This is a genomic window from Candidatus Nitrospira neuquenensis, from assembly GCF_979578155.1.
Genome location: NZ_CEFZDU010000008.1, coordinates 1 through 25,693 on the forward strand (window position 1 = coordinate 1; position 25,693 = coordinate 25,693).

At 70.2% G+C, this 25,693-nt stretch carries 21 protein-coding genes; 6 read left to right on the plus strand and 15 right to left on the minus strand.

The annotated features are described in order from the left end of the window. Positions 1-97: 97 nt before the first annotated feature. Together AC1U7O_RS03985 and pnpS are read left to right on the plus strand one after the other, a co-directional pair. Entirely contained in the window at positions 98-796 is a 699-nt protein-coding gene (locus tag AC1U7O_RS03985) for a response regulator transcription factor (RefSeq protein ID WP_479893280.1), read from the plus strand. Positions 797-863: 67 nt separating this feature from the next. Continuing rightward, positions 864-2,690, plus strand: coding sequence for a two-component system histidine kinase PnpS (gene pnpS, locus AC1U7O_RS03990; RefSeq protein WP_479893281.1), 1,827 nt, complete (start codon positions 864-866; stop codon positions 2,688-2,690). Here the strand turns inward: pnpS and AC1U7O_RS03995 are convergent. The 3 genes from AC1U7O_RS03995 to AC1U7O_RS04005 form a co-directional block, all read right to left on the minus strand. Next, complete coding sequence (locus AC1U7O_RS03995) at positions 2,687-3,682, minus strand: inorganic phosphate transporter (protein WP_479893282.1); 996 nt, start codon at positions 3,680-3,682, stop codon at positions 2,687-2,689. The two genes, pnpS and AC1U7O_RS03995, sit on opposite strands and share 4 nt — an antisense overlap. A 116-nt stretch (positions 3,683-3,798) precedes the next feature. Next, entirely contained in the window at positions 3,799-4,416 is a 618-nt protein-coding gene (locus tag AC1U7O_RS04000; protein ID WP_479893283.1) for a DUF47 domain-containing protein, read from the minus strand. Between the two features lie 33 nt (positions 4,417-4,449). Then, the gene (locus AC1U7O_RS04005) at positions 4,450-5,442 is read right to left on the minus strand and encodes a 3-oxoacyl-ACP synthase III family protein (RefSeq protein ID WP_479893284.1); all 993 of its coding nucleotides are present in this window, start codon (positions 5,440-5,442) and stop codon (positions 4,450-4,452) included. Positions 5,443-5,659: 217 nt separating this feature from the next. On the opposite strand from AC1U7O_RS04005, the gene AC1U7O_RS04010 reads away from it, so the two are divergent. Then, complete coding sequence (locus AC1U7O_RS04010; protein ID WP_479893285.1) at positions 5,660-7,075, plus strand: outer membrane protein assembly factor BamD; 1,416 nt, start codon at positions 5,660-5,662, stop codon at positions 7,073-7,075. Positions 7,076-7,151: 76 nt separating this feature from the next. Here AC1U7O_RS04010 and AC1U7O_RS04015 read toward each other — a convergent pair whose 3' ends face one another. The 6 genes from AC1U7O_RS04015 to resB form a co-directional block, all read right to left on the minus strand. After that, positions 7,152-8,222, minus strand: coding sequence for an NAD(P)/FAD-dependent oxidoreductase (locus tag AC1U7O_RS04015; protein ID WP_479893286.1), 1,071 nt, complete (start codon positions 8,220-8,222; stop codon positions 7,152-7,154). Between the two features lie 98 nt (positions 8,223-8,320). Beyond that, positions 8,321-9,067, minus strand: coding sequence for a cytochrome c biogenesis CcdA family protein (locus AC1U7O_RS04020; protein WP_479893287.1), 747 nt, complete (start codon positions 9,065-9,067; stop codon positions 8,321-8,323). Between the two features lie 2 nt (positions 9,068-9,069). Then, on the minus strand, positions 9,070-9,630 hold the full coding sequence (locus AC1U7O_RS04025; RefSeq protein ID WP_479893288.1) for a peroxiredoxin family protein: 561 nt from the start codon (positions 9,628-9,630) through the stop codon (positions 9,070-9,072). 9 nt (positions 9,631-9,639) lie between these two features. Further along, positions 9,640-10,251: a TlpA disulfide reductase family protein gene (locus AC1U7O_RS04030; RefSeq protein ID WP_479893289.1), complete on the minus strand. Its 612-nt coding sequence runs from the start codon at positions 10,249-10,251 to the stop codon at positions 9,640-9,642. 30 nt (positions 10,252-10,281) lie between these two features. After that, complete coding sequence (ccsB, locus tag AC1U7O_RS04035; protein ID WP_479893290.1) at positions 10,282-11,193, minus strand: c-type cytochrome biogenesis protein CcsB; 912 nt, start codon at positions 11,191-11,193, stop codon at positions 10,282-10,284. An 81-nt stretch (positions 11,194-11,274) separates the two neighbouring features. Next, on the minus strand, positions 11,275-12,708 hold the full coding sequence (gene resB / locus AC1U7O_RS04040; RefSeq protein ID WP_479893291.1) for a cytochrome c biogenesis protein ResB: 1,434 nt from the start codon (positions 12,706-12,708) through the stop codon (positions 11,275-11,277). A 420-nt stretch (positions 12,709-13,128) separates the two neighbouring features. On the opposite strand from resB, the gene metK reads away from it, so the two are divergent. Both metK and ahcY read left to right on the plus strand, forming a co-directional pair. Then, the gene (gene metK / locus AC1U7O_RS04045; protein ID WP_479893292.1) at positions 13,129-14,277 is read left to right on the plus strand and encodes a methionine adenosyltransferase; all 1,149 of its coding nucleotides are present in this window, start codon (positions 13,129-13,131) and stop codon (positions 14,275-14,277) included. A 104-nt stretch (positions 14,278-14,381) separates the two neighbouring features. Beyond that, the gene (ahcY, locus tag AC1U7O_RS04050; protein ID WP_479893293.1) at positions 14,382-15,638 is read left to right on the plus strand and encodes an adenosylhomocysteinase; all 1,257 of its coding nucleotides are present in this window, start codon (positions 14,382-14,384) and stop codon (positions 15,636-15,638) included. Between the two features lie 123 nt (positions 15,639-15,761). Here the strand turns inward: ahcY and AC1U7O_RS04055 are convergent, their stop codons facing one another. The 6 genes from AC1U7O_RS04055 to AC1U7O_RS04080 all read right to left on the minus strand — a co-directional run bounded on the left by AC1U7O_RS04055 (position 15,762) and on the right by AC1U7O_RS04080 (position 24,278). Then, the gene (locus tag AC1U7O_RS04055; protein ID WP_479893294.1) at positions 15,762-16,550 is read right to left on the minus strand and encodes a response regulator; all 789 of its coding nucleotides are present in this window, start codon (positions 16,548-16,550) and stop codon (positions 15,762-15,764) included. 127 nt (positions 16,551-16,677) lie between these two features. Further along, positions 16,678-19,758 (minus strand): ATP-binding protein, encoded by a 3,081-nt coding sequence (locus AC1U7O_RS04060; RefSeq protein WP_479893295.1) that lies wholly within the window; start codon positions 19,756-19,758, stop codon positions 16,678-16,680. After that, positions 19,755-20,582 carry a sigma-54-dependent transcriptional regulator gene (locus AC1U7O_RS04065; protein ID WP_479893296.1) on the minus strand — a complete coding sequence of 276 codons (828 nt, stop codon included), beginning with the start codon at positions 20,580-20,582 and terminating at the stop codon, positions 19,755-19,757. Before AC1U7O_RS04065 ends, AC1U7O_RS04060 begins: the two co-directional genes overlap by 4 nt. A 368-nt stretch (positions 20,583-20,950) precedes the next feature. Then, complete coding sequence (locus AC1U7O_RS04070; RefSeq protein WP_479893297.1) at positions 20,951-22,387, minus strand: sigma-54-dependent transcriptional regulator; 1,437 nt, start codon at positions 22,385-22,387, stop codon at positions 20,951-20,953. Next, entirely contained in the window at positions 22,384-24,063 is a 1,680-nt protein-coding gene (locus AC1U7O_RS04075) for a PAS domain-containing sensor histidine kinase (RefSeq protein WP_479893298.1), read from the minus strand. Before AC1U7O_RS04075 ends, AC1U7O_RS04070 begins: the two co-directional genes overlap by 4 nt. Then, on the minus strand, positions 24,060-24,278 hold the full coding sequence (locus AC1U7O_RS04080) for a hypothetical protein (protein ID WP_479893299.1): 219 nt from the start codon (positions 24,276-24,278) through the stop codon (positions 24,060-24,062). Before AC1U7O_RS04080 ends, AC1U7O_RS04075 begins: the two co-directional genes overlap by 4 nt. 138 nt (positions 24,279-24,416) lie before the next feature. Here AC1U7O_RS04080 and AC1U7O_RS04085 point away from each other — a divergent pair, with 138 nt between their 5' ends. Next, entirely contained in the window at positions 24,417-25,643 is a 1,227-nt protein-coding gene (locus AC1U7O_RS04085) for an FAD-dependent oxidoreductase (protein ID WP_479893346.1), read from the plus strand. The last annotated feature ends 50 nt before the right edge of the window (positions 25,644-25,693 follow it).

Genomic DNA, 25,693 nt, shown 5'->3' on the forward strand with positions numbered 1-25,693 from the left:
TACAAATGACGCAACGATCTGTCTCTCGGTAAGATTTTAGATGACTCAATACGCTCGCTTGACAGTCCGGCGCCGCCCCTTTACGCTGAGCGGGACCATGGCGGCCGCCCCCAAGAAGATCCTCGTCGTCGAGGACGAGCAGGACATCCTGGACCTCGTCCGGCTGTACCTGGAGAAGGAGGGCTACCGCGTCTGTACGGCCGTGACGGGCCAGGACGCGCTCAAGCAGGTGAAGGCCGAGCGGCCGGACCTCGTCGTCCTGGACCTCATGCTTCCCGGCCTCGACGGCATCGAGGTCTGCAAGCGGCTCCGGGCCGACCCCGCCACCGCGCTGCTGCCGATCATCATGCTCACCGCGAAGGCCGAGGAGGCCGATACGATCGTCGGCCTCGAGCTCGGCGCCGACGACTACGTGACCAAGCCCTTCAGCCCCAAGGCGCTCATGGCCCGCGTGAAGGCTCTGTTCCGCCGGCTGGAACGGAAGGGCGACGAGCCGGCCCGCTACGCCTACGGCCCCCTCGTGATGGACCTCGCGCGCCACGAGGTGCGGGTGGACGGCCGGGAGGTGCCGCTCACGGCGAAGGAATTCGGCCTGCTGGAGCACCTGCTGCGCCATCCCGGCCGGGTGCTGACCCGCGAGGTGCTGATGAACGCGGTCTGGGGCTACGACTACTACGGCACGACCCGCACGGTGGACGTGCACGTCCGCCGGCTCAAGCAGAAGATGCCCCTCCTGAACGAGGCCATCGTCGCGGTGAAATCCCTGGGGTACAAGCTGAAGGAACGCGACGCATGATGGGCGCCGGGCGTCGGCGGGGGCGTCTGGCGCCACCCCTCACGCTTCACGCCCCGCGCCTCACGGCATGATGACCCTCTCGATCCGCCGGAAGGTCGCCCTCGGCACGCTGGTCGCTTCCACGCTGAGCCTGGCGATCGCCGGCGGGCTCGCCGTCCGCTCCATCGAACGCCTCGAATTGACCCGCCTCACCGAGGCGCTCTCCGCGCAGGCCGCGCTCGCCATCCATGCGATCCAGCCGGCCCTCGCGCAGCCGGCCGGCGACGTCCCGTCCCTCCGGCAGGCGGCCCGCGCGCTGGGCGAGGCCGCGCTGGCCCGCGTCACGGTCATCGGACCGAACGGCGTCGTCCTCGCCGACAGCGGGACGCCCGACGAGGCCCTGGGGCGGCTGGACAACCACCTGCGGCGCCCCGAGGTGCAGGAGGCCCTCGCGACCGGCCGGGGCACCGATCTGCGCCTCAGCCAGACGACCGGCCGCCGGATGTTCTACCTCGCGCAGGCCGTCCGCGGCCCGGGGGGCGGGCTCCTGGGCATCGTGCGGCTGGCGGTGCCGCTCACCACGCTGGAGGCGCGCATCAGCGAGTTCCGCCAGGCGCTGGGCATCGCCCTCGGCGCGGCCTTCGCCCTCTCGCTCGCCGTGAGCGTCCTGCTGGCCCGGCGCCTCACGCGCTCCCTCTCCGATATCGCCGAGGCCGCCCGCCATCTCGCCGCCGGCGACCTGAGCCGCCGCCTCCGCGCCGACGCCGGAGACGAGGTCGGCGTGCTGGCCGCCACGCTCAACCGGATGGCCGAGCAGCTCGAGGCGAAGATCCGCGAGGTGTCGGAGGACCGCTCCCAGCTCCTGGCCATGCTGACCGCGATGGTGGAGGGCATCATGGTGCTCGACTACGGCGGGCGCGTCCTGCAGGTCAACCCCGCGCTCGAGCGCATGTTCGGGCTCCGGGGCTCGGACGCCAAGGGGCGCCCCCACCAGGAGGTCATCCGTCACGCCGAGCTGAACGAGCTGGTGGCCCGGGTCCTCGAGACGCAGCGCCACCAGAGCGGCGAGATCGCGCTCGCGCCCAGCGGCCGCACGCTCCGGGTCCAGGCGTCGGTCGCGGGCTTCCGCGACGAGCACGAGCCCTTCGCCGTCCTGGTGTTCCACGACGTCACCGCGCTGCGCCGGCTGGAGACCGTCCGCAAGGACTTCGTCGCCAACGTCTCCCACGAGCTGCGCACGCCGCTCACCTCGATCAAGGGCTACGTCGAGGCGCTCCTCGACGGCGCGAAGGACGACCCGGAGACGGCGGCGCGGTTCCTCGCGATCATTCTCAAGCAGACCGACCGGCTGAACCTGATCCTGGAGGACCTGCTCCAGCTCTCCCAGATCGAGTCGGGGCTGGTGCTCTTCAAGCGCGATCCCGTCCGGCTGCGGGACGTGGTGGAGCGCACGGTGGCCCTCATCACGCCCATGGCGGAGAAGAAGGGGCACCGGCTGACCGTCGCGATTCCCTCCGACCTCCCGGCGGTCCACGGGGACGAGGACCGGCTGGCGCAGGTCCTGACCAACCTGCTGGACAACGCCGTGAAGTACACCCCCCCCAACGGGACGATCCTCGTGGACGCCCGGACGGCCGGCGGCGGGGATCGTGAACCGGGCGCCTGGGTGGAGCTGCGGGTGAGCGACAGCGGGATCGGGATTCCGGAGACGGACCGGCCGCGGGTGTTCGAGCGGTTCTACCGCGTGGACAAGGCGCGCTCGCGGGAGCTGGGGGGCACGGGCCTGGGCCTCGCCATCGTCAGGCACATCGTCGAGGCGCACGGCGGCCGCGTCTGGGCGGAGGCCAACGAGCCGGCCGGCAGCCGCTTCGTCGTGCGGCTCCCCGCCGCGGGCGAGCCCGAGGGGGCGGGTTAGCGCAGGACGACGGCGAAGCCCCCGTAGATCAGGGCCCCGAGCACCGCCGAGCCCGGCAGGGTGAAGATCCAGGCGGAGATGATCCGGGCCGTCACCCCCCACCGCACGGCGGAGAACCGCTTGACCACCCCGACCCCCATCACGGAGGTCGTGATCGTGTGGGTCGTGCTCACCGGCAGGCCGATGTGCGCCGTGGCCAGCAGGACCGCCGCCGCGCTCGTCTCGGCCGCGAACCCGTGCACCGGCTCCAGCGTCAGGATCCGCATCCCCAGCGTCCGGACGATCCGCCAGCCCCCCGCCGCCGTCCCCAGCCCCATGGCCAGCGCGCAGGCCACGATGACCCAGGTGGGGACCTCCGGGCTCGCGATCTGTCCCGCCGAGAGCAGCGCGAGCGTGATGATCCCCATCGCCTTCTGCGCGTCGTTCGCCCCGTGGCTGAAGGCCATGAAGCCGGCCGAGACGAGCTGCAGCCGGCTGAACAGCCGCGTCGCGAACATCCGCGACGTGCGGAAGAACAGCCAACTGATCCCGACCATGACCAGCAGGCCGATCAGGAACCCGAAGAAGGGCGAGAGGACCATCGCCTCCAGGACCGACCGCAGGCCCGCGAGCTTCACCACCGCCATCCCGCCGTGCGCCACCCCCGCGCCGACCAGGCCGCCGATCAACGCGTGGGAGGAGCTGGTCGGCAGGCCGAGAATGAGCGTGATCAGGTTCCACGCGATCGCGCCGGCGAGGGCCGAGGCGACGACGGCCTGGGTGACCGTCGCCGGGTCCACGATGCCGGCGCCGACCATCTTCGCCACCGCCGTGGACATGAACGCGCCGGCGATGTTGAGGATCCCGGCCATGATCACGGCGACCACCGGGCTCAGCACCCGCGTCGAGACCACGGTGGCGATGGCGTTCGCGCTGTCGTGCCAGCCGTTCGAAAAGTCGAACAGGAGGGCGAGCACGACGACGAGCAGGAGCATTCCGCTCAGGTCTAGCATGGTCTCCGTGAGGGGTGAGGGGTCAGGCGTGAGGCGTGTCGGTGGAACGACCGGCGCGGAACGTGCCGGGGGAAAATCGACGTCTCACGCGCAACGTTCCGCGTTTCACGTCTTCGTCAGATGTGCTTCAACGCGATGCGTTCGAGGATGTTGGCGACGTCCTCGCACCGGTCGGTGCCTTCCTCGAAATTCTCGTAGATCTCCTTCCACTTGATGACGGCGATCGGGTCCTTTTCCTCCTCGAACAGGCGGGAGATCGCGTCCCGCGTGATCCGGTCGGCCTCGTTCTCCAGGCTGTTCACCCGGATGCAGCACTCGTTGAGGTCGGCGTGCGGCTGGCCCAGCCGGTCGATGCCCGCCCCGACGGCGCCGGCGGCCTGGTAGAGGATGTTCGCCAGCTTGATGGCGGTCTCGGAGGGTTCCGTGATCCGGAACACGACGAACCGGTCCGCCACGGCTTCGACCAGGTCGAGCACGTCGTCCAGGGCGCTCGCCAGGGCGTGGATGTCCTCGCGGTCGATGGGCGTGATGAAGGTCTGGTTGAGCCGCCGGGCGATGTCGTGGGTGATGCCGTCGCCGACGTGCTCGACGTCCTTGATGAGGCGCGCCTGCTCGACCGGGTCCTTGAACTCCTCCATCATGTCCTTGAGCAACCGGCTGCCCTCGATCATGTTGTACGCGGCCTTGCGGAAGAGCTCGAAGAAGGCGACCTCGCGTGGAATCAGATTGAACATCGCGTGCCCTTTCCCCCTGTCGCCCGGCCCCGCCTACCAACGCAGGAGCCCCGTCGCCCAGGTCAGCCCCCCGCCGAAGGCCCCGAGCAGGACGACGTCCCCCGCCGCGATCCGGCCCCCGCGGACCGCCTCGTCCAACGCGATCGGGAGCGACGCCGACGAGGTGTTGCCGAATCGTTCGATGACCGAAGAGACCCGGTCGGCCGGGAGCGCCAGCCGCCGGCAGACCGCATCGAGCAGACGGCGGTTGGCCTGGTGAAACACCGCCTGCGCCACCTGCTCCACCCCGACGCCGAACTCCTTGAGCAGCTCGGACACCGCGACGGTCAGGCGGCTCACCGCGACCCGGAACAGGGGCCGCCCCTCCATCCGGAGGGTATGCTCCCGCGCGCGGAGGGTCTCGGCGCTCGCCGGCCGCCGCGACCCGCCGGCCGGCACCCGGATCAGGCCGTGCCGCGAGCCGTCCGCGTACAGGCGCAGGCCGAGGAGGCCGCGCGCGTCCGGGCCGTCCCCCCCGTCCTGGACGAGCACGGCGGCCCCGGCCCCGTCCCCGAAGAGCACCGCCGTCGCCGCGTCCTCCGGGTCGAGGTAGCGTGACTTGACCTCGGCCGCCACGACCAGGCAGCGCCGCGCCTGGCCGCTCCGAATCAGCGCGTCCGCCATGGACAGGCCGTAGAGGAAGCCCGAGCAGGACGCGGCCAGGTCGAAGGCCGCGGCCCCCTCCACGCCCAGGTGTCGGAGCAGATGGCAGGCCGTCGAAGGAAACGTCGTGTCCGGCGAGGTGGTGGACACCAGCACCGCGTCGACCGCCGACGGCCCGATTCCCGCCGCCTCCAGCGCCCGGCGCGCGGCCGCCGCGGCCAAGTCCGACGCCGCCTCCCCGTCGGCCGCCCATCGCCTGGCCGCGATGCCCGTCAACCGCCGAACGGCCCGATCGTCCAGGCCGAGCGGCCCCCCGACCTCGGCGTTGCCCACGGCCCTGGCCGGCGCATAGGAGCCGGTCCCGACGATCCTGCTCAGTCCCACGATGCTCCGGGCTTCCTGAACACGCGCTCGTCGGCGGACGAGCGCGCCGACGCATGGCCAACGGATGTGACGCGGAGGTGAGGGCGTCAGTACGTCGACGTTCCGGCGGGATTATAGGTCGCCCCCTCCCCCTCGTCAATCCGGATTGCTTTTCCCGGGGTACTTTGCTAGCGTGTGGCGTTTTCGAGCGCTCGACCGCCTCAGGTGGAACCCTCGGATGGTGTCCTACCTCGGTAGATCAACGTGCGTGGTCGCCTGCCTGGCGCTGCTGGGCGGAGCCCTCGCCGCCTGCAACAAGCACAAACCCGCAGACCCCAACGCGGCGGTGCGCGGCACCGACGAGCAGATCTTCATCGGCGACACGATCGAGAAGAACTACGACGCCAACGTGATCATGAAGCGGGCGGAGGCCTTCTTCGACAAGGAGGAGTACGCCGAGGCCATCATCGAATACCAGCACTTCCTGGACCTCCACCGCGTGCACACGCTGGCGCCCTACGCGCAGTACAAGCTCGCCGAGAGCCACTTCAAGATGTTCAAGACCATCGACCGGGACCCCGAGCCGATCTACAAGGCGATCGAGCATTACGAGAAATTGCTCAAGGCCTATCCGGGCAGCCGCTACGAGCACGACGCGACGCAGCGGATCCGGGACGGCCACGATCTCCTCGCGCAGATTTCCTTCATGGTGGGGGAATTCTACCAGCGGCAGGAGGCCTGGCTGGCGGCGGCGCACCGGTTCGAGTACGTCGTCACCACGTATCCCGAGATGAACGTCGCCTCCGACGCCCTCTACCATCTGGCCCTGGTCTACCACGAGCTGCGGGCTTACGATTGGGCCAAGGAAAAGCTGGTCGCGCTGGCCGAGCGGTATCCCAACAACAAGCACCAGGCGGAGGCGCAGCGCCTGCTCGCGAAGCTCTCCAACGCGCCGCCCCCCCCGGTCGCGGAACGCCGCCACCACGAAGCCGCCGGCCCGCAGGTGGCCGGCCTGGCCGCCGTCGAGGCCGACGGCTCATCCGCACCCGCCGGTGTCCCGGTCACCCTCTGCCGCCTGGGCGTCCGCTGCAGCGATCCCGAGCCCCCGGCCGTCGTCCCGGCCGGCGCCCCTTCCGGCGGCGCCAACGGCCAGGCCGCCCCCACGCCGGTCACGCCGGCCGTCGTCCCGGTCAGCCTGGCCAACGGGACCCCGGCCAACGGATCGTCCGTCAACGGCCATCCGGCCAACGGCGCTTCGTCCGGCGCGGCCGCGGGCTCCGGGGTCACCCTCTGCCGCCTGGGCGTCCGCTGCAGCGATCCCGAGCCCCCAGCCGTCGTCCCGGCCGGCGCCCCTTCCGGCGGCGCCAACGGCCAGGCCGCCCCCGCACCGGCGGTCATGCCGGTGGTCACACCGGTCAATCTGCCCGTCGGCGCCTCCCCGCTGCCCGTCGGCGCCTCCCCGCTGCCCGTCGGCGCCTCCCCGCTGCCCGCCGGCGCCTCCCCGCTGCCCGCCGGCGCCTCCCCGAACGGTGTCTCCCTCAACGGCTCCGCCGTCAACGGGCACTCCGCCGACGGCCACTCGACCAGCGGCGCCTCGGCCGACGCGGCGTCCGGAGCCTCCGGAGCCGTCTGCCGCATCGGCGTCCGCTGCTGATCTTCCTGTCCGCCGAAACAGGCTCATCCGCCGCGCGACTGCCTCGCGCGGGGCCCGGGGAACGCTGTGTGGATGGTCAGGGCCGTGAGGATCGGCCGCGCAGCCGCGACACGAGCAGGGCGACGGGATAGAGCATCATCCGGCAGAAGGACATGTTGTAGACCCTGGTCCAAAATCGGCCGGGATTATCGCTGCCGCCGCTCCGTCGCACCAGCAGGTCGTAGCCCGTGTGGCCGAACAGCTCGTACCAGAAGCGGTTGACGACCGAGGTCCGGAGCTGGTGGCCGAACCGCGTCCGCCAGAGCTGGTTGTAGTCCGCGCTCTCGATGATGCTGCGGGCGGCGAGATAGCCCGACGTCATCGCGTAGCGGATGCCGAAGCCGAACAGGCCGTCCTGGAACCCCGCCGCTTCCCCCGTGTACCGCCGTCCGTCCCGCGTGGCCGACTTCGGCAGGTTGAACTCTGCATAGCCGCCGAAGGTCCGCGCGTTCCGGACCTCCAGCCCGAGGAGCTCCTGGAACCGCTGGAGCGTCCGCGCCAGACATTCCTTGCCGAGCGCAAACCGCTCGAAGAGCGTGGTGGCGAGCGTGGCCCGTCCGTCCGCGACCAGCAGGTACGAATACCCCTTCGGCGCCAGCGCGTTGTTCAGGAGGACCGCCGCGGTGTCCGGAAGGTTCGTCTCGAACAACAACCCGACGGCCACGGCCCAAGGACGCCGCGGGCCCGTCGCCACGATGTCGGCCTCGCGGTGATCCACGGCGCTGTTGAACTTGATCCGGACGCCGGCGTTCAAGGCCTGCTGCTTGAGCGAGTCGTCGAGGGAGTCCCGGTTCCGCCCCCGGCGCACGAGGTAGAACAGGGGGTTGGGCGATTTGATCCTGGCCTCGGAGGTGGGACCGTAGATCGTGCCGGAATGGAAGGGGCGGCAGTAGAAGTCCGGCTTGACCCCCATCTCCCGCAGGGAATCGAGCACGTCGTCGTCGCGGCTCCAGTTCTCCAGCCCCTGGAAGTCGTCGTGAAACCGCATCCCGACGTCTTCGCGCTGCTCGTGGACCACGACCCGGAAGCCGGAGTTGGCGAGGTTGATGGCCGCCGTGAGGCCGGCCGGGCCCGCTCCCGCGATGGTGACGGTCGCTGATCGCGTCATCGGCGGCTACGCTACCAGAATCAGGGACGCGAAGGAAGCAAGAATTGACCTAGGGGAAGGCCCTGGCGGCGGGAGCCGAGCCGCCGGAAGCCGGGGAGTCACTGGCCCACGTACCAGCCGATGCCGTAGCGCTCGAGGAAACTGGTGATCATGGTGAGGGAGTTGGCGTAGATCATCACGCCGACCACGATCAGCAGGGCCCCGCTCACGGCCGACACCCCCCACAGATAGGCGCGAACCTGCTTGAAGTAGGCGAGAAAGCGGTCCACGCCGACGGCCGCGGCGAAGAGCGGCAGACCCAGCCCCAGCGAATAACTGGCGAGCAACGTCACCCCGTCCGTCAGGGCCTCGGTCGTGCTGGCGTAGAGGAGAATGGTCCCCAGCACCGGGCCGACGCAGGGGGTCCACCCGGCGGCGAAGGCCACCCCGATCAGGAAGGAGCCGGCGTAGCCGGCTGGCCGGCTGCGGAACTGGAAGCGTTTTTCCGTCTTGAGAAACCCGAGGTTCAAAATCCCCAGCAGGTAGAGCCCGAACACGATGATCAGGAGACCGCCGAGCTTGCGCAGGTACTCCTGGTAGGCGATGAGCATCTGGCCGATCAGGCTAGCGGAGGCGCCGAAGGCGATGAAGACGCAGGAGAACCCGGCGATGAAGATCAGCGCGTTGGCGACGATGGTCTTGCGGCTCCGCTGCCGCTCGGAGGCGTCGGCCAGTTGCTCCACCGAGAGCCCGGTGATGTAGGAGATGTAGGAGGGGACGAGCGGCAGCACGCAGGGCGACACGAAGGAGAGCAGCCCGGCCATGAAGGCCGCGAAGAGCGAGATCTGACCGATGGAGTCCGTCATGGTCAGCGGGTCTGCAGCAGTTTCTGGATGGATTCGGCGGTCCCCGGGGCCTGCCAGTTGCGCGCGCCGGGGATTCGATGGGTGACCACGCCCTTCCGGTCCACGATGAAGCTCATCGGCAGGCTCACGACGCCGTAGGACTGCCCGACCCGGAAGTCGGAATCGTGCAGGATCGGGAAGGTCAGGCCGAGCGCCTCTCGGAAGGGTCTCGTGACGGCCGCCCCCTGCCGATCGGTGGATACGGCCAGGATCTCGAACCCCTTCCCCTTGAGCTGGCGGTACAGCAGCTCCATGCCCGGCATCTCCACGCGACAGGGGCCGCACCAGGTGGCCCAAAAGTTAATGAGGACGACCTTCCCCCTGTAGGCGGCGAGGGACACGGCCTTGCCGTCGAGGTCCCAGAGTTGGAACGGCGGGGCCGGCGCGCCGACGGTGGGAAGGGCGGGCCGCTGGACCGATTCCGCCGCGTGCGCGACCGCCGCGGCCCCCTCCCCCCAAGGCCAGGAACAGACCAGGACCGGCAGGCAGAGGACAGAGGCGCAGAGCCGGCGTCCGGTGGTCATGGCCGGAGGTTACAGGGCGGTGGCCGGGGCGGCGCCGCCGTCGGCCTTGAGCAGTTGCCTGAGCACCTCGAGGTTGCTCAACAGGGTCCAGTCCCGCGGCCCGATGACCTTCTCCCGCAGGACGCCGTCCCGGCCGATGATGTAGGTCTCCGGGACGCCCATCAACTTATAGCGCTTGTCGGTCTGGCCCCACGAGTCCACCAACACGGGGAAGGAGAGGCCCAGGGCCCTCACGAAGGGGGGAATGTCTTTCTTGGTCGTGACGCGGTCGATGCTGACGGCCAGGATGACGAGCCCGTCCTTCTCGAAGGTCTTGTACAGCACCTCCATGGAGGGCATCTCTTCCTTGCAGGGCTTGCACCAGGTGGCCCAGAAGTTCAGGAACACCACCTTGCCGCGATAGTCGGAGAGCCGGACCGGCTTCTCGTCGAGGTCCGGCAGCTCGAAGTCCGGCGCGACCTTGCCCACCGTCAACGGCTCGTACTTGGCGCTCTGGGTCCAGACGACCAGGAAGGCGAGCCCCACGATCAGCAGGGACGCGGCGGCGATCACCGCCTTGCTCGCCCGCGGCGGCTCGCTCTCTTGAGTCGGCTCGGCGCTTGTGACGATCTCGTCGGCCATAACGACTCGGCTCCGACGACTCACCGCCCGTTAGGCGTACGCGTGCAGCCCGGAGAGCAGGAAGTTGACGCCCCAGAAACAGAACACGACCATCAGGAACCCCACCACCGCGAACACCGCGGCGCGGCGGCCTTCCCAGCCCCGCGTCATGCGGGCGTGGATGTAGGCGCCGTAGATCAGCCAGACGATCAGCGACCAGGTCTCCTTGGGATCCCAGCTCCAGTAGCCGCCCCAGGCATAGTTCGCCCACATGGCGCCCAGGATGATGCCGAAGGCCAGCAGCGGGAAGCCGACCATGATCGCCTTGTACCCCAGCTCGTCGATGGTCTCCAGGTCCGGGAACGCCGCCAGCACGCGGGAGCGGCTCCCCCGCAGCTCGCCGCGCTCCTTGACCAGGTACATCAGGCCCAGCCCGCCCGCCAGCGCGAAGGCGGCGTAGCTGGTCAGCGTGACGGAGACGTGGATGTAGATCCAGTAGCTGTTCAGCGCCGGCACCAGCGGCTCCGCCGTCTGGTAGCGGTACGGCAACAGCGAGGCCGCCCCCATGGCGATGAAGCCGATGCCGACCACGAACGCGCCGATCGTCTTGATGCGGTACCGGAACTCCAGCAGCATGTACCCCAGGATGATCGCCCAGGCGACGTAGGCCATGGCCTCGAACTGGTTGGACCAGGGCGCGAAGGTGCCGGAGAGCTGCATGCGCTCGTAGGCCCGCGTGCCGAGCGCGAGGCTGTTCACGATCCAGCCGAAGAAGGTCACGATCGTGGCCACCTGGCCGATCTGCGCGGCCCAGCCCGTGTCGCCGCCCGCGCCCGAGACGGGATAGCCGGCCGGCGCGAGCTGCATCGCCGGCTTGCGGAGGAAGACATAGGTGACATAGAGGGCCAGCGCCGCCAGGTACAGCCAGAAGGTCAGGTCGAAGAGGAACAGCGACTTCAGCATATGCGGCCTCCCGAGCCACGAGCTCAACGCCGTCAGCTCTCAGGCGGTCGGACCGACCGCTGAAAACCGACGGCGGTCCACTCATGCCTGCAACGTCTTGATCCGCTCCGTGAGCTTGCGAAACTCCTTCTGAAAATCGATCTGGCTCTTGTGCGTGTTGCCGCCGATGTGCACCACCACGCCGCCCTCCGCGGGGATCACCTTGGCCCAGAGCCGCCGGTGGTAGATGAAGGAGGACAGGGTGATGCCGACCACGATCATCGTGGAGCCGATCCAGACGATGTTCACGCCGGGGTCCTTGGTGATCTGGAGCCCCGTGAACTTCTTCGGCTGGTAGCCCACGAGCTCGAACTTGTACCGCGAGCCCTGGATCTCGAAGAGGTCCGGGTAATGGTAGAAGACCCAGGGCGTCGCGTTGAGCGAGTCGCGCTCCAGGATGGCCAGGCGGACCGCCGGGTTGTCGTGTTGGACCGACTTGGAGAAGACCTTCTTCTCGGCCGAGTTGAAGCTGAAGTCGGCCACGAAGTCCGTCAGTGTCAGCTTGAGCGGCAGGCCGTCCACGGCCGTCTCCTTCTGCCAGTCCAGGTCCACCGTGGCCAGGACCTTGTCCGTCGCCTTGTCCTTGACGTTGAGGCGCGCGACCTCGACCCGGTCCCAGGCGTCCCCGTAGCTCGACTGGTAGAACCAGATGCCCTTGTAGACCAGCGGGTCGTTCACGGTGATGGTCTTCGTCACGGCTTCCTTGCCCTGATCGAGCACCGTCAGCGTGCTGTTGTAGGACTTGACCGCGCCGTTCTCGTGGTAGTCGATCCAGAACTTGTCGACGCGCAGGTCGAAGTTGCCCTTCGGGATGTGGTAGGTCTGGCCCTCGAGGCAGACCCCGAACTCCTGGAACCCCCAGAAGCTCCCGATGAGGCCGCCCAGCACGATCACCGTCGCGCTGAGGTGCGCCATGTGGGCGCCGACGCGCCCCATGATCCCCTTCGTCGCGTAGAGCGTCGCCTCCTGCGGGTCGTTCCGGGCCAGCACCCGATACCCCCGCTCGGCGAGGGCCTGCACGATCCCCTCGGCCACCCGGTCCTTGGGCGCGGCGACCGGCACCTCGGCGGTCTGCTTGAGGTTCTTGATGAACGGGAGGGCGACGTTCACCTGGTCCTGCTTCATGGAGCGCCAGATCGCCGGAAACCGCTTGTGGAAGCAGGTCAGGGAGTTGACGCAGAGGAGGGCCAGCAGGCTCGTGAACCACCAGGTATGATAAACGTCGATGAAGCCGAGGCGGACGAACCAGCGGTACGCCTCCTCGCCGTACTCCTTGACGTAGACCTCGGGGCGCTCCCCCTGCTGGATCACGGTCCCGATCGTGGCGGTCATGGCCAGGAAGAGGAACAGGAACATGGCCAGCTTGATCGAGGCGAAGAACTCGACCAGCTCGGCCGACACCTCGGCCCACCCGAGGCCGGGCGCCGGACGGCGCGCCGTCCCACCCTCCGCCAGCACCGGCGGCTTTCCGTTCATAGGCCTCTGATTGCTCCTTAGGATGGACCCGGGGCGCGGCGCCTTGAGCCTAGGGGTCGCCTCTAGGGAATTTCTTTAACTCGCTGAAATTCCTCGGAGACCGACCTGGAGTCCCACACGCCTTCCCTCCGGGCCCCAGGCTCGGGCGGGGGACCGGCGTCGGCTGTAGCGGATGGGGCGTATCTTACAGACCGGGCGCGAAGAGTGTCAAGCCGGCCCGACGGCCGGTCCGCCGGGGATGCCGCGGATTTGTCGTTGACAAACCGGGGCTTCTGGGTTAAAAGGTACGGCCGACACGCAACCAGCGGCCGGCCCGCCGCCTCCACCATCGTCCAACGCGTGATCCCGGGTCGCCGGACCGGCAGAGGACAGACTTCCTTCCCCCACAACGGGCTGGCCGGTTAACTCAAGAGGAGCCTCATGCGAAACAACTACCTCTTTACCTCCGAGTCCGTCACCGAGGGGCATCCGGACAAGATCGCCGACCAGATCTCGGACGGCATCCTGGACGCCATCATCGCGCAGGACAAGCACTGCCGCGTGGCCTGCGAGACCATCCTCACGACGGGCATCGCGTTCGTCGCCGGCGAGATCTCCACCAAGGCCTACGTCGAGATTCCCGACATCATCCGGGACGTCATCAAGGACGTCGGCTACACGGACGCCTCCTGGGGCTTCGACTACCACACCTGCTCGGTGTTGACCTCCATCCACCAGCAGTCCGGCGACATCGCCATGGGCGTGGACACCGGCGGCGCCGGCGACCAGGGCCTCATGTTCGGCTACGCCACGAACGAGACCGCCGAGCTCATGCCCATGCCCATCGTGCTCGCCCACCGGCTCACCCGCCGGCTGGCCGAGGTCCGCAAGAAGGGGATCCTGCCCTGGGTGCGCCCGGACGGCAAGTCCCAGGTGACGGTGGAGTACCGCAACGGCAAGCCGGTCCGGATCGACACGATCGTCGTCTCCTCCCAGCACAGCCCGGACGTCACCAGCAAGAAGATCGAGCGGGACATCATCGAGCAGGTCATCAAGCCGGTCATGCCCAAGGATATCTTCGACCCGGTGAGCACGAAGTACTACATCAACCCCACGGGCCGGTTCGTCACGGGCGGCCCGATGGGCGACACCGGGCTGACCGGACGCAAGATCATCGTGGACACCTACGGCGGCCACGGCAGCCACGGCGGCGGCGCCTTCTCCGGCAAGGACCCGAGCAAGGTGGACCGCTCCGCCTCCTACATGGCCCGCTACATCGCCAAGAACCTCGTCGCGGCCGGCCTCTGCGACAAGTGCGAGGTCCAGCTCGCCTACGCGATCGGCGTGCCGGACCCCGTCTCCATCCTCGTGGACACCAAGAACACCGAGAAGGTCAACGTCGACATCCTCGACAAGCTCGTGCGGAAGCACTTCCCGATGACCCCGCGCGGGATCATCGAGCACCTGAAGCTGCGCCGCCCCATCTACAAGAAGACCGCGGCCTACGGCCACTTCGGCCGCTCCGAGCCGGAGTTCACCTGGGAGCGGACCGACAAGGCGAAGGTCCTGCGCAAGGACGCCGGCAAGTAACCGGCCGATCTCCGATCACCGACAGGGGGGACGGGCCGGCGGTCCGCCCCCCCTGTTCCTGAACAGCAACCGCCACCACCGATCACCGATCCCCGGAGGCACGCGTGGACTACGACGTGAAAGACATCGCCCTGGCCGGCCAGGGCAAGCTCAAGATCGAATGGGCCGAGATGAGCATGCCGGTGCTGCGCCTGATCAAGAAGCGCTTCAAGAAGGAGCGGCCGCTGGCCGGCGTCCGCGTGACCGCCTGCCTGCACGTCACGACCGAGACGGCCAACCTGATGAAGACGCTCCAGGCCGGCGGCGCCGAGGTGCGGCTCTGCGCGTCCAACCCCCTGAGCACCCAGGACGACGTGGCCGCCTCGCTCGTCCAGCACGACGGCATCGCCGTCTTCGCCGTCAAGGGCGAGGACAACAAGACCTACTACCGCCACATCGAGCAGGCGATCGCGCACCAGCCGCAGGTCACGATGGACGACGGCGCGGACGTGGTCTCCACGATCCACTCGAAGCGCAAGGACCTGCTCAAGCACGTCATCGGCGGCACCGAGGAGACGACGACCGGCGTGATCCGGCTGCGGAGCATGGCCGACCGCGGCGTGCTCAAGTTCCCGGTCATCTCCGTGAACGACGCCGACACCAAGCACCTCTTCGACAACCGCTACGGCACGGGCCAGTCCACGCTGGACGGCATCATCCGCGGCACGAACCGGCTGGTCTGCGGCTCGACCGTCGTCGTGGCCGGGTACGGCTGGTGTGGCCGCGGGGTCGCCATGCGGGCGAAGGGGCTCGGCGCCGACGTGATCGTCACCGAGGTGGACCCGGTCAAGGCGATCGAGGCCGTGATGGACGGCTTCCGCGTGATGCCCATGGAGGAGGCGGCGCCGGTGGGCGACTTCTTCGTGACGGTGACCGGCAACCTGAAGGTCATCCGCGGGGAGCACTTCGCCGCGATGAAGGACGGCGCGATCGTGTCGAACTCCGGCCACTTCAACGTGGAGCTGGACATCCCGGCGCTGGAGAAGCTGAGCCGGAAGCGGCGCACGGTCCGGCCGGGCGTCGAGGAGTTCACGCTGCGCAACGGCAACCGCGTCTGCCTGCTGGGCGAGGGGCGGCTGGTGAACCTGGCGCTGGCGGAAGGCCACCCCTCGAGCGTGATGGACATGAGCTTCGCCAACCAGGCGCTGGGCGCGGAGTACCTCGTCAAGCACTACAAGAAGCTCGAGAAGAAGGTCTACCCCGTGCCGCCGGCGATCGACAAGGAGATCGCGCGGCTGAAGCTGGCCGGCATGGGCGTGCGGATCGACAAGCTGACGAAGGAGCAGGCGAAGTACCTGGCTTCCTGGGAGATGGGGACGTAAGGAAACCGAGCCAGCGAGGGCCGGCGCGACCCACCGGGCGGCGCCGGCCCTCGCCGCCCCGCTCCCGCCGGCCGCTTGCCGGAGGCGGGTCCAGCCCTCACGGCGTCGGAGCCTCGTCGAGCTTCACCGGGCGGAGAGCGCCACCCCCGCCTCGATGGCCAGCGCCAGCCGGTCCAGCTTCACCGGCTTCCCCATGACCTCCACGGCCCCCAGGTCCAAGACCGCCTTGAGGAGTCGGTCGTCTGGGCTGGCGGTCAACGCGATGACCCCGAGCCGGTACTGCCGAGCGCGGAGCGCCTGCAGCACCGCCAGCCCGTTCATGCCGGGCATGTGCATGTCCAAGACGATCACCTGCGGGAGCTCCTGCTCTACCAGGGCCAGCGCCTCGGGCCCGTTCGCCGCCGTGCGGACCCGGTAGCCCCGCCGGGTCAAGAACTGCGCGAGCAAGGTGCGGATCATGGCTTCGTCATCCACGACGAGGAGGGAGGTCGGGCGCGGAGCGTCGGCCACGCTCTCCGTGGCGCCCCGCTGGAGGGGCGGACCGGGGGCCGCCGGCCGCGGCAGGACCCGCGCCACGGCCCCGGCCAGGCCTTCCACGGACAGCCCTGTGCTCAAGCAATCCGTCACGCCGAGCGCCCGCGCCTGATCCTCCGGCGTCTCGGTCCCTCCGCCCGTCAGCAGGATCACGGCGGCCTGCGGCTCGCGTGCGCGGATCGCCTTGAGCACCTCGATCCCGTCGAGGTCCGGCAAGTGCCGGTCCAACAGCGTGACGTGTGGCCGGTGCTGCCGGAACCGCTCCAGCCCGTCGCGGCCGCTCGTCGCGACGATGACGTCATGCCCCTCTCGGCCGAGGGTCGCGCGGAGCCGATCGCCCGGCACCCGCTCCGCACCAATCACCAGAATCGTCGCCATCGTCATCCCTCGCGATGAACCGCCCCGGCGCCCGCCTCGCCGCGCGCCCGCCGCACGGCGCCAGGCCGGCGACGTGCGGGCTCCGCCTCGTCCACGCCCCCGATCGCGGTCTTCGCTGCGGGCGGCCTCAGGCCCCCTCCCCGCCATCGGCGGTCAACCCGAGCGCCCGCCGCACGGCCTGCGCCAGGGCCTCCTGCGTGAAGGGCTTGGGCAACACGACGCCCCCGGAGTCGGCCCATCCGCGCGACGCGAGCGCCTCGCCCGGATAGCCCGAGAGATAGAGCACCTTCAGCGTGGGATCGCGGGCGAGCAGGCGCTGCGCCAGCTCCGGGCCGCTCATGCCGGGCATGACCACGTCCGTCACGAGGAGCGTCAGCTCGCCCGCGTGCCGGGCGGCCAGCGCCAGCGCGGCCGGCCCGGACTCGGCCTCCAGCACCCGGTAGCCCAGATGGGTCAACATCCCCACGATCAGCCGACGCACCTGGGGCTCATCCTCGACCACGAGGAGGGTGGCGTCGCCGCCGGCCGCCCCGCCCGCGCGCGCCGGCGGCGCGGGTTCCTCCCCCGCCTCCACGCAGGGGAACTCGATGGTAAAGCAGGTGCCCCGCCCCGGTTCGCTGGCGACCGTGATGACGCCGCCGGCTTGCGTGACGATGCCGTACACCGTGGCCAGCCCGAGCCCCGTCCCCTTCCCCTGTTCCTTGGTCGTGAAAAACGGCTCGAAGATGCGGGCTTGCGTCTCTGCATCCATGCCGCAGCCCGTGTCGGACACCGTCATCCGGACCGCGCGGCGGGCGGGCCGGCCGGGCTGCGGGCCGGCGGGCTCCTGGCCCGGCCCCGGGAGCGCCTCCGGCGCCCCCTCGACGAGGCGCGTCTCCACCCGCAGCGCGCCGCCGCGGGGCATGGCGTCCCGCGCGTTGACGGCCAGGTTCATGATCACCTGATCGAGCCGGGCCGGATCGATCCAAATCACGGCCCGCTCGGTCGCCAGCGCGAGCGTCACGACCACGTCCTCGCCGAGGATCCGGGCAAGCATCGGCTGGACCTTGAGGAGGGCGGCATGGAGGTCCACCCGTTGCGGCCGGACGGCTTGCTTCCGGCTGAACGCCAGCAACTGGCCGGTGAGGGCGGCGGCCCGCTCGCCGGCTTGCGCGATCTGCTCGATCGGCCCGCGCAGCGGGGAATCCTGCTCCAGGCTCTCCCGGAGCAGGTCGCAATAGCCGTTGATGACCGTCAGCAGGTTGTTGAAGTCATGGGCGATGCCGCCGGCCAGCCGGCCGACGGCCTCCATCTTCTGCGCCTGGTGCAGTTGGCCTTCCAAGTGCGCCTGCCGTTCCTCCGCCCGCTTGCGCTCCGTGATGTCCTCGATGACGAGGATGAGCGCTGCTGCTGCTGCTGCTGCTGCTGCTGCTGCTGGATTGATGCCCGTCGCGTGGATCCTCAAGACCCGCGGCTCGCCGGCCGGCGACCTCCAGGCCTGCTCCCAGACCGCCGCCGCGCCCGGCCCCGGGCGCGGCAGCCCGCAGGCCAGCACTGTCTCCAGGGGCAGGCCGATCAGCTCCCCCTCGCTCCGCCCAGTCAGCTCGCAGAACGACCGGTTGACGAACCGGACCGTCCAGTCCTGATCCAGCCGGACGATCGAGAGGGGGAGCGCATCGACCGTGGAGCGGTAGAGCGCCTCGGAGACCAGGAGGCGGGTTAAGACAGAGCCGCGCTCGACGGCCACGCCGACCTGCGCGGCCAGGCTGCTCATCACCTGCTCGTCGAGGTCAGAGAATTCTTCGGCCCCCTGCTTCTCGGTGAGGTAGAACCGGCCGAAGACCCGGCCGCGGACGCGGATCGCGACGCCTAAGAACGAGCGCATGGCGGGATGGTGGGGCGGAAAGCCGGTGAAGGCGGGATGGCGCGTCAGGTCCTTGAGCCGCAGCACGTCCGGCTCCTGGTCGAGAAACCCCAGCAGCCCTCGTCCGGTCGGAGACGCGCCGATCCGCCGGCCGGTCTCCTCGTCCAGGCCGACGGGAAGAAAGCGGATCAGGTGCTTGCCGGCCTCATCGAAGAGGCCCACGGCGCCATAGCGCGCCCCGGTGACCGACACGGCCGTCTCGAGGGCCAGGCGCAGACACTCATCCACCTGGAACTCGGCGGCCGTCGCGTCAGGGGCCTCGTGCAGGGCGTGGCTCACGCGGGCCAGGCCCTTCAGCCGGAGCAGCTCCCGTCGCGCGTCGTCCCAGGCGGCCTGGATGCGGCCGGTGGTCCACAGGAGCAGGGCGAGGAGGGGGACATAGCCGGCCATCGCCAGGAGCGCCAGGGCGCCAAGGAGGCTCCGGATCGGCGCCAGCACCTCGTCCCGGTCGCGGCGCACCAGCACGCCCCAGCCGAGGCCCTCGAACTCGCCATAGCCCTGCGTCCTCGCGTAGCCGGTCACGACCGTGAGGTCCCGGCGAGCATGCCGTTCGAGCACGAACCCGGGCGCCTCGGCCTCGCGCAGCGCCCGCGCCGAGGGGAGATCCAATCGGAGGAGGTTCACCCGCCCGCCCTCCTCGCGCAGGAGGGAATCGGCGAGCACCTCGCCGTCGTCGCGCAGGATCTGCCACTCGAGATGCGCCGCCTCGGCCCGGTCGCCCAGGGACACGGCCAGCGATCGGACGAGCAGGTCCTCCAGCTCCGTGAGCGCCACCTCCGCCGCCACGACGCCGAGCGGGTCGCCGCCCGGCCCGCGGAGCGGCGCCGCGAAGGTGACGACCGGGGATGCCGGGGTGCTGACCGACGGCCCGACGCCCTCGACCTGGATCGCGCCGCTTGTGCGCACCGCCCGAAACCACGAGGTCCCGCTCCGGTCCATCCCCACCGTCCCGGGGTCGGTCGCCGCCACGATCCGGCCCGCCGCATCCGTGACGCCCAGCCAGCGGTAATAGAGATAGGTTTCCTTGATCATGTCGAGGTCCCGCGTCCACGCCTCCGGGCTGCGGGGCGCGGCGCTCAGCCTCCGGGCCAGGACCTGGATGTCGCCGTACCGCTCGAACAGCACCGCATCCAGGGCCGCCGCCGCGCTCGCCGCCAGCCGCGCCTGGTCCCTCCCCGCTCGGGCGAGGAGGTGCGATTCGAGATACCACAGGGCCCCGCCCCCGGCCGCGAGCGCGAGGGCGGTGATGGCCGCGATGAGCCAGCGGAGCCGCGCGTGGAGGGTCGCCGTCCGCTCGTCTGTCATCGGCGCGGCTCCTCGCCCCGGCGCGCCTGGACCGGGCCACGGAGGCGCGCGGGCAGGTGCTCGGGGAGGATCACGCGGCCGGCGCGCTGCGCCGCCAGCCGGACGACCCCCCGCAGCTCCCGCAGGTTCCCGGGCCAGTCGTAGGCCGCCAGCCGGGCCAGCGCCGGCGCGCTGAAGCCCCGCACGCGCGTGCCGCACTCCCGGTTGACGCCGTCGAGGAAATGCCAGCTCAGCGGGCCGACATCCTCCCGCCGCTCGCGTAACGGGGGGAGCGTCAGGGGGAAGCCGCCGCTCAGCCGGTCCAGGCGCGCGCCGGAAACCTCCTCCCCCGCCCGGGCGGGCCCCCTTGCCAGGGTCCGCGCAACCAGGAGACGGGCGCGGAGCGGCCGCGCCATGCTCTCGCCCAGCCGCTCGAGGGCGCGGCGCTCCACCGTCTGGACCAGGCGGTGGACCATCCACGCGGGCATGGACTCGCCCCCCCTCAGGAACAGGGTGCCCCCGGCCGCCCGCTCCAAAATCCCGGACAACCCCTGCGGGCATCGGGCGCAGAGGCCGGGCGCGGCCCCGAACAGTGCGAGCCCCAGGAGCTCGTCGGCCAGCGCCGCGCACTCCACGACGGCCAGCCCACCCTCCCGGAAGGGGCTCAGGCTATGGATGATTTCGGCCACGAGTCGCTTGCCGGTCCCCCGCTCCCCCTCGATGAGGATCGGCAGGTCATGGGGCGCGACCCGTCGAATGAGGGCCCGCACCGCCGCCATCGCGGGCGATACGCCGATCAGGTCCCGGATGTCCCGGCGCAGGGGGGGCGCCCACCGAATCCCCACCAGCTCAGGGCCGACGGACGACGGCAGGACCGGCTCCCTTCCGACTCGCGGATGTCCGACGCGCATGGCTACAGTCCGCTCGCCCCTTTAGCCTTGCTCCCATTCGGCCGATCACGCGACTCGGGCGTTCGGCTCGCGCGTGATCCGAGCAAAGGTTGCGCCATCCTCCTCGTCCCCTCGGCCTTCTTCCACCCCGATCGCCGAAGCACTGAATATCTCGTCGGAGTTCCGCCTCTGTCCGGAGCCCTCCGCCGTCGGATTGCCGAGAGCGCCTCCGGGGGAGCCCAGACCCTATGGTCGGATAGACCATGGTGGAAATTGAGACGGTGAACGTGACCGGAGGCTGGATCAGGGGCCGGGGGCGAGCGTCATCGCTCGGCGGGCGAGGGCCCGGGCGGCCGGGGAGCGTGCAGGCGGTGATAGCGGAGCCTGGTGTACAGCGTCTTGTAATCCACCCCGAGGCGCCGGGCGGCTTCCGCCTTGTTCCAACCGGTCGCCTCAAGCGTCCGGAGAAGGGCCGCCCGCTCGGCCTCATCAGCCGCCCGCCGCCGGAGCTGGCTGAGCGACTCGCCGCTTCGCCTCTCCGGGGGCAAGGGCCCGGCCGTCTTCCCCTGGAGCGTGCGGACCGCCTCCGGCAGGTGCGCCGGCTCCACGAGGCGGTCCGCCATGATGACGGCGGACCGGAGGCAGTTCTCCAGCTCGCGCACGTTGCCCGGCCAGGGGTACCGCTCCAACAGGGCCATGGCCTCGGGACTGATCCCGACGACCGACTTCTTGTACGCGCGCGAGGCGGTCAGCAGGGCGTAGCGAGCCAGGAGGGGGATATCGCCGACCCGCTCACGGAGCGGCGGGATCGTCAGGACGACGGTGTTGAGGCGGTGGTAGAGGTCCCGTCGAAAGGTTCCCTCCTCGATCATCCGTTCCACGTCGGCGTTCGTGGCGGAGAGGAGCCGGACGTCCACCGAGACCGGCTCACGCCCGCCCAACCGCTCCACCTTCATGGATTGCAGGGCCCGGAGCAGCTTCGGCTGGATCGAGAGCGGGATGTTCCCGATCTCGTCCAGCAGGAGGGTCCCGCCGCCGGCTTGCTCGATCTTGCCCGGCTTCGCCCGGACGGCGCCGGAGAAGGCCCCGCGCTCGTAGCCGAACAGCTCGCCCTCCACCAGGGTCTCCGGCAAGGCGCCGCAATCCACCGCGACGAACGGGCCCTTGCGGCGCGAGCCGAGCGCGTGGATGGCCCTGGCCACCAACTCCTTGCCCGTCCCGTTCTCGCCCTGGATCAGCACCGGCACATCGAAGGCCGCGACCTGCTTGATCCGTTCCACCAGCGCGGTCATCTGGGGGCTGGCCCCCACGAGGTCCTGCAGCGACACCGCCCCAGGGGGCTCGCGCGAGAGCTCGGCCACCTCCCGGGCCAATTCCTGGAGTCGAAGACAGTTGCGGATGGCGATGCCCAGCTTGGGCAACGCGATGGGCTTCATCACATAGTCGTACGCCCCGTGCAGCACGGCGCGGTGCGCGTCCTCCCTGGTCCCGTAGCCGGTCATGACGATCACGCGGTCGCGCCCCAACGCGGGCTGGATCCGCTCGCGCAGCAGCTCGATCCCGTCCGCGTCCGGCAGCCGCACGTCGAGCAGCACGAGGTCGGGGCGGTCGCGCCCGAGCACCTCCACCGCTTCCCCGGCGCAGGACGCCGTCAGCGGCACATACCGCTGCCTGGCCAGAAACTCTGCGAGCATGCTCCGCACCTGGGGATCATCGTCCACGACGAGGATGCGGGCTTCGGCCGTCGTCTCCTGTGTCACGCCGGCGTCCTCTCCCGCCCGATGTCCGGCAGCCGGATCAGGAACGTCGCCCCCTGTCCGACGGAACTCTGGCACGTCAGCGTCCCGCCCAACGCGGTGACGATCCGATGACTGACCCACAGCCCCAGCCCGGTCCCCCGGCCGACCGGCTTGGTCGAAAAGAACGGCTCGAAGATCCGAGGGAGGTGTTCCGGCGCAATACCCGGGCCGTCGTCCTGGATTCTGACTTCAATCCAGCTCCCTTCCGGAGGAGACTGGGAGACGGGAAGAGGGGGGAACGCGCCGGGTACGCAGGCGGTCGTGACTGTCAGGGTCCCCTGTCCATAGGCCTGCGCCATCGCCTGCCGCGCGTTGGTGAACAAATTCAGCAACACCTGGATGACCTCCTCCGGGTCCGCCAGCACAGCGGGAAGGTCGGGCTGGAGGTCGCGCCGCACCGCAATGCGGTGGATCGCGCAATCGTTGGCCACGAGCTCGAGCGCCCGCTCGACGATGGCGTTGACGGCGCAGGGCTCGCGCCGCTCCGGCATCGAACGGGCGGCGCCCAGAACACGCTGAATCACCCCTGTGGCCCGCTCGGCGGCCTCCTGGATCGCCGCGAGGTCCTCGGCCAGCGCCTCCCCCGGCTCCCCCGCCGCCACCTTCTCTTGCGCCAGCTCGGCTCGCCCACTGATCGCAAACAGCGGGTTATTCAACTCATGCGCCATACCCCCCAGCAAGGTCCCCAGCGCGGCGAGCTTCTCCGCCTGTCGAAGGTGCCGCTCCAGAGCCGCCTCCCGCTCGTGTCGGCCGTACCCGTCGTAGAGGGTGCTGGCCGCCTGCATCATAAGCTCCAGTTGCCGTTGTTCCTCCCCCCCGTAGCCGCCGGGCCGGTTGGCGATCCCGACCATGCCCACGACCTGCGTCCCCTTCAAGATGGGCACCCCCAGGAAACTCCGCAACCGCGGGTGCCCCGGCGGAACCCCGCCCCGGCGTGGGTCATGGTCGGGATCGTTCGCCAGCACCACTTGGCCCGTCGTGATCACCCGGCCGAACAGGTTCTCGAAGTCCCTGAACTCGAGGTAGCCGACTTCGTCACAGGTGCGGAGCGCCTTCTCGTAGAACGGCCGGTTGATCTCGCTGTCCCACACGATTCCTTCATGGGCTAAAATCCGGAGGACGGGCCCGGCCACGACGACACCGATGAACCCATACTCGCTGCCGGTCAAGCCGATGGCCGTCCGCAGCAATCTCGCGCTGGCGGCGCGCCAGTTCCCCGTCGAGACGAACATCGTCGCCGCCTCGGCGATTGCCTGGAGCTGTTCCGTCTTGTGCCGCAGCGCCGCTTCCGCCTCCTCGGCCTCCGTGATGTCTTCGATGATCAGGATCGAGTCGGCAGCGGCAGGAGGCAGACTCGTCACGGTCAGCCGCAACATACGCCGGGCAGACAGGGGCGAGGAGCAGGTCACTGCCCGTTCCATCACCCGCCCCTCCGCGTGGGACCGACGCAAGAGGGCCCCCACTCCCTCCACCGGAAGGACCGCCTCGATCGGCCGGCCGATCACCTCCGCGTCGGCGCGCTGGACCAACTCGCGGAACGCGGCGTTCGCGAAGCGGATCGAGCCCTCGTGATCCACCCCGACGAGGGCCGCCTCTCCCGCCTCCGATCGCTCGGGCCTGGGGGCGGGGGTCTTCACGCCGCCTCCTGCGCGGCGAGGAGCCCGCGGGGCACCGGGGCCGGCGAGCGCACGCAGCGGCGCTCCCCCGGCCCCGGCTCGTTGTCCGTGATCGGCCGGGCCGGGAGCGCCCGGCGGAGCGCCTCGACCGTGCGGAACGACCGCCGCGTCCACGCTCCCGGCGGACGTCGGACGGCTCCCGCGCGAGCCGGAGTCTTTCCTCCGGCGTCATCCATCCGGGCCTCCTCGATCTTCTGCTCGGCGAGCCATGGGGCGGGATTATACACAGGAACGCGGGCCCTGAGAAGAAGACCTTGACACGGGTCCCCGCGCTGGTGGCATAGTGCCGGGGTCATCGGAGGCGGTCCGTGGCGATGATCGCGACTCAGTGCTGCGTGGTCGGCGGCGGCCCGGCGGGGATGATGCTGGGGCTGCTCCTGGCGCGCGCCGGCGTGGAGGTCGTCGTCCTGGAGAAGCACGCGGACTTCCTCCGGGATTTCCGCGGCGACACGATCCATCCCTCCACGCTCGAGCTCATGCACGAGCTCGGGCTGTTGGACGACTTCCTGAAACTGCCGCACCAGCAGGTGTCGGAGCTCCGCGGGCAGATCGGCGACGTCGCCCTGCCCGTCGCCGACTTCACGCGCCTGCCGACCCGGTGCAAGTTCGTCGTCTTCATGCCCCAGTGGGACTTCCTGAACTTCCTGGCGGAGCGGGGCGCCCGTTACCCCACCTTCCACCTCCGGCAGCGGACGGAGGCGGTCGGGCTGATCGAGGAGGCCGAGCGCGTGGTCGGCGTCCGCGCGATCGCACCGGAGGGCGAGCTGGCGATCCGGGCCGACCTGGTGGTCGGCGCCGACGGCCGGCATTCCGTCGTGCGGGAGCGGGCCGGCCTGCGCGTCCAGGAACTCGGCGCGCCGATGGACGTGCTCTGGTTCCGCCTCTCCCGCTGCGCCGGCGACCCGGAGGCGACGATGGGGCGCTTCGACCTCGGGCGTATCTTCGTGCAAATCAACCGCGGCTCGCACTGGCAGTGCGGCTATGTCATCGCGAAGGGGTCGCTGGAGGACCTCCGGGGGCGCGGCATCGAGGCCTTCCGCGAGGCCGTGGCCAAGCTCGCCCCCTTCGCCGCCGACCGTGTGGGCGAGATCGGAGGGTGGGACGACGTGAAGCTGCTGACCGTCCGCGTGGACCGCCTGCTCCGGTGGTACCGGCCCGGGCTGCTGTGCATCGGCGACGCCGCCCATGCCATGTCCCCGGTCGGCGGCGTCGGCATCAACCTCGCCATCCAGGATGGGGTCGCCGCCGCCAACCTGCTCGCCGCGCCGCTGCGCGAGGGCCGGCTCACGACCGGCCATCTGCAGCGCGTCCAGCGACGCCGCCTCTTCCCGACGCGCGTGATCCAGGGGATGCAGGTGCTGGTCCAGCGGCGGGTCATCCAGCGGGTCCTGGGCGGCGCGCGCCGGCCGCAGCCGCCCCTGGCGGTCCGGCTGCTCGGCCGTTTTCCGCTTCTGCGCCGAATCCCCGCGCGGCTGATCGGCCTGGGCGTCCGCCCCGAGCATGTGCGGACCCCGGCGATCGCTCCCGACTCCGGCGCCTGATCGCGAGCCTCGATAGACAGCGGGGGGCGGCGGGCCCGGATCAGCGCCCT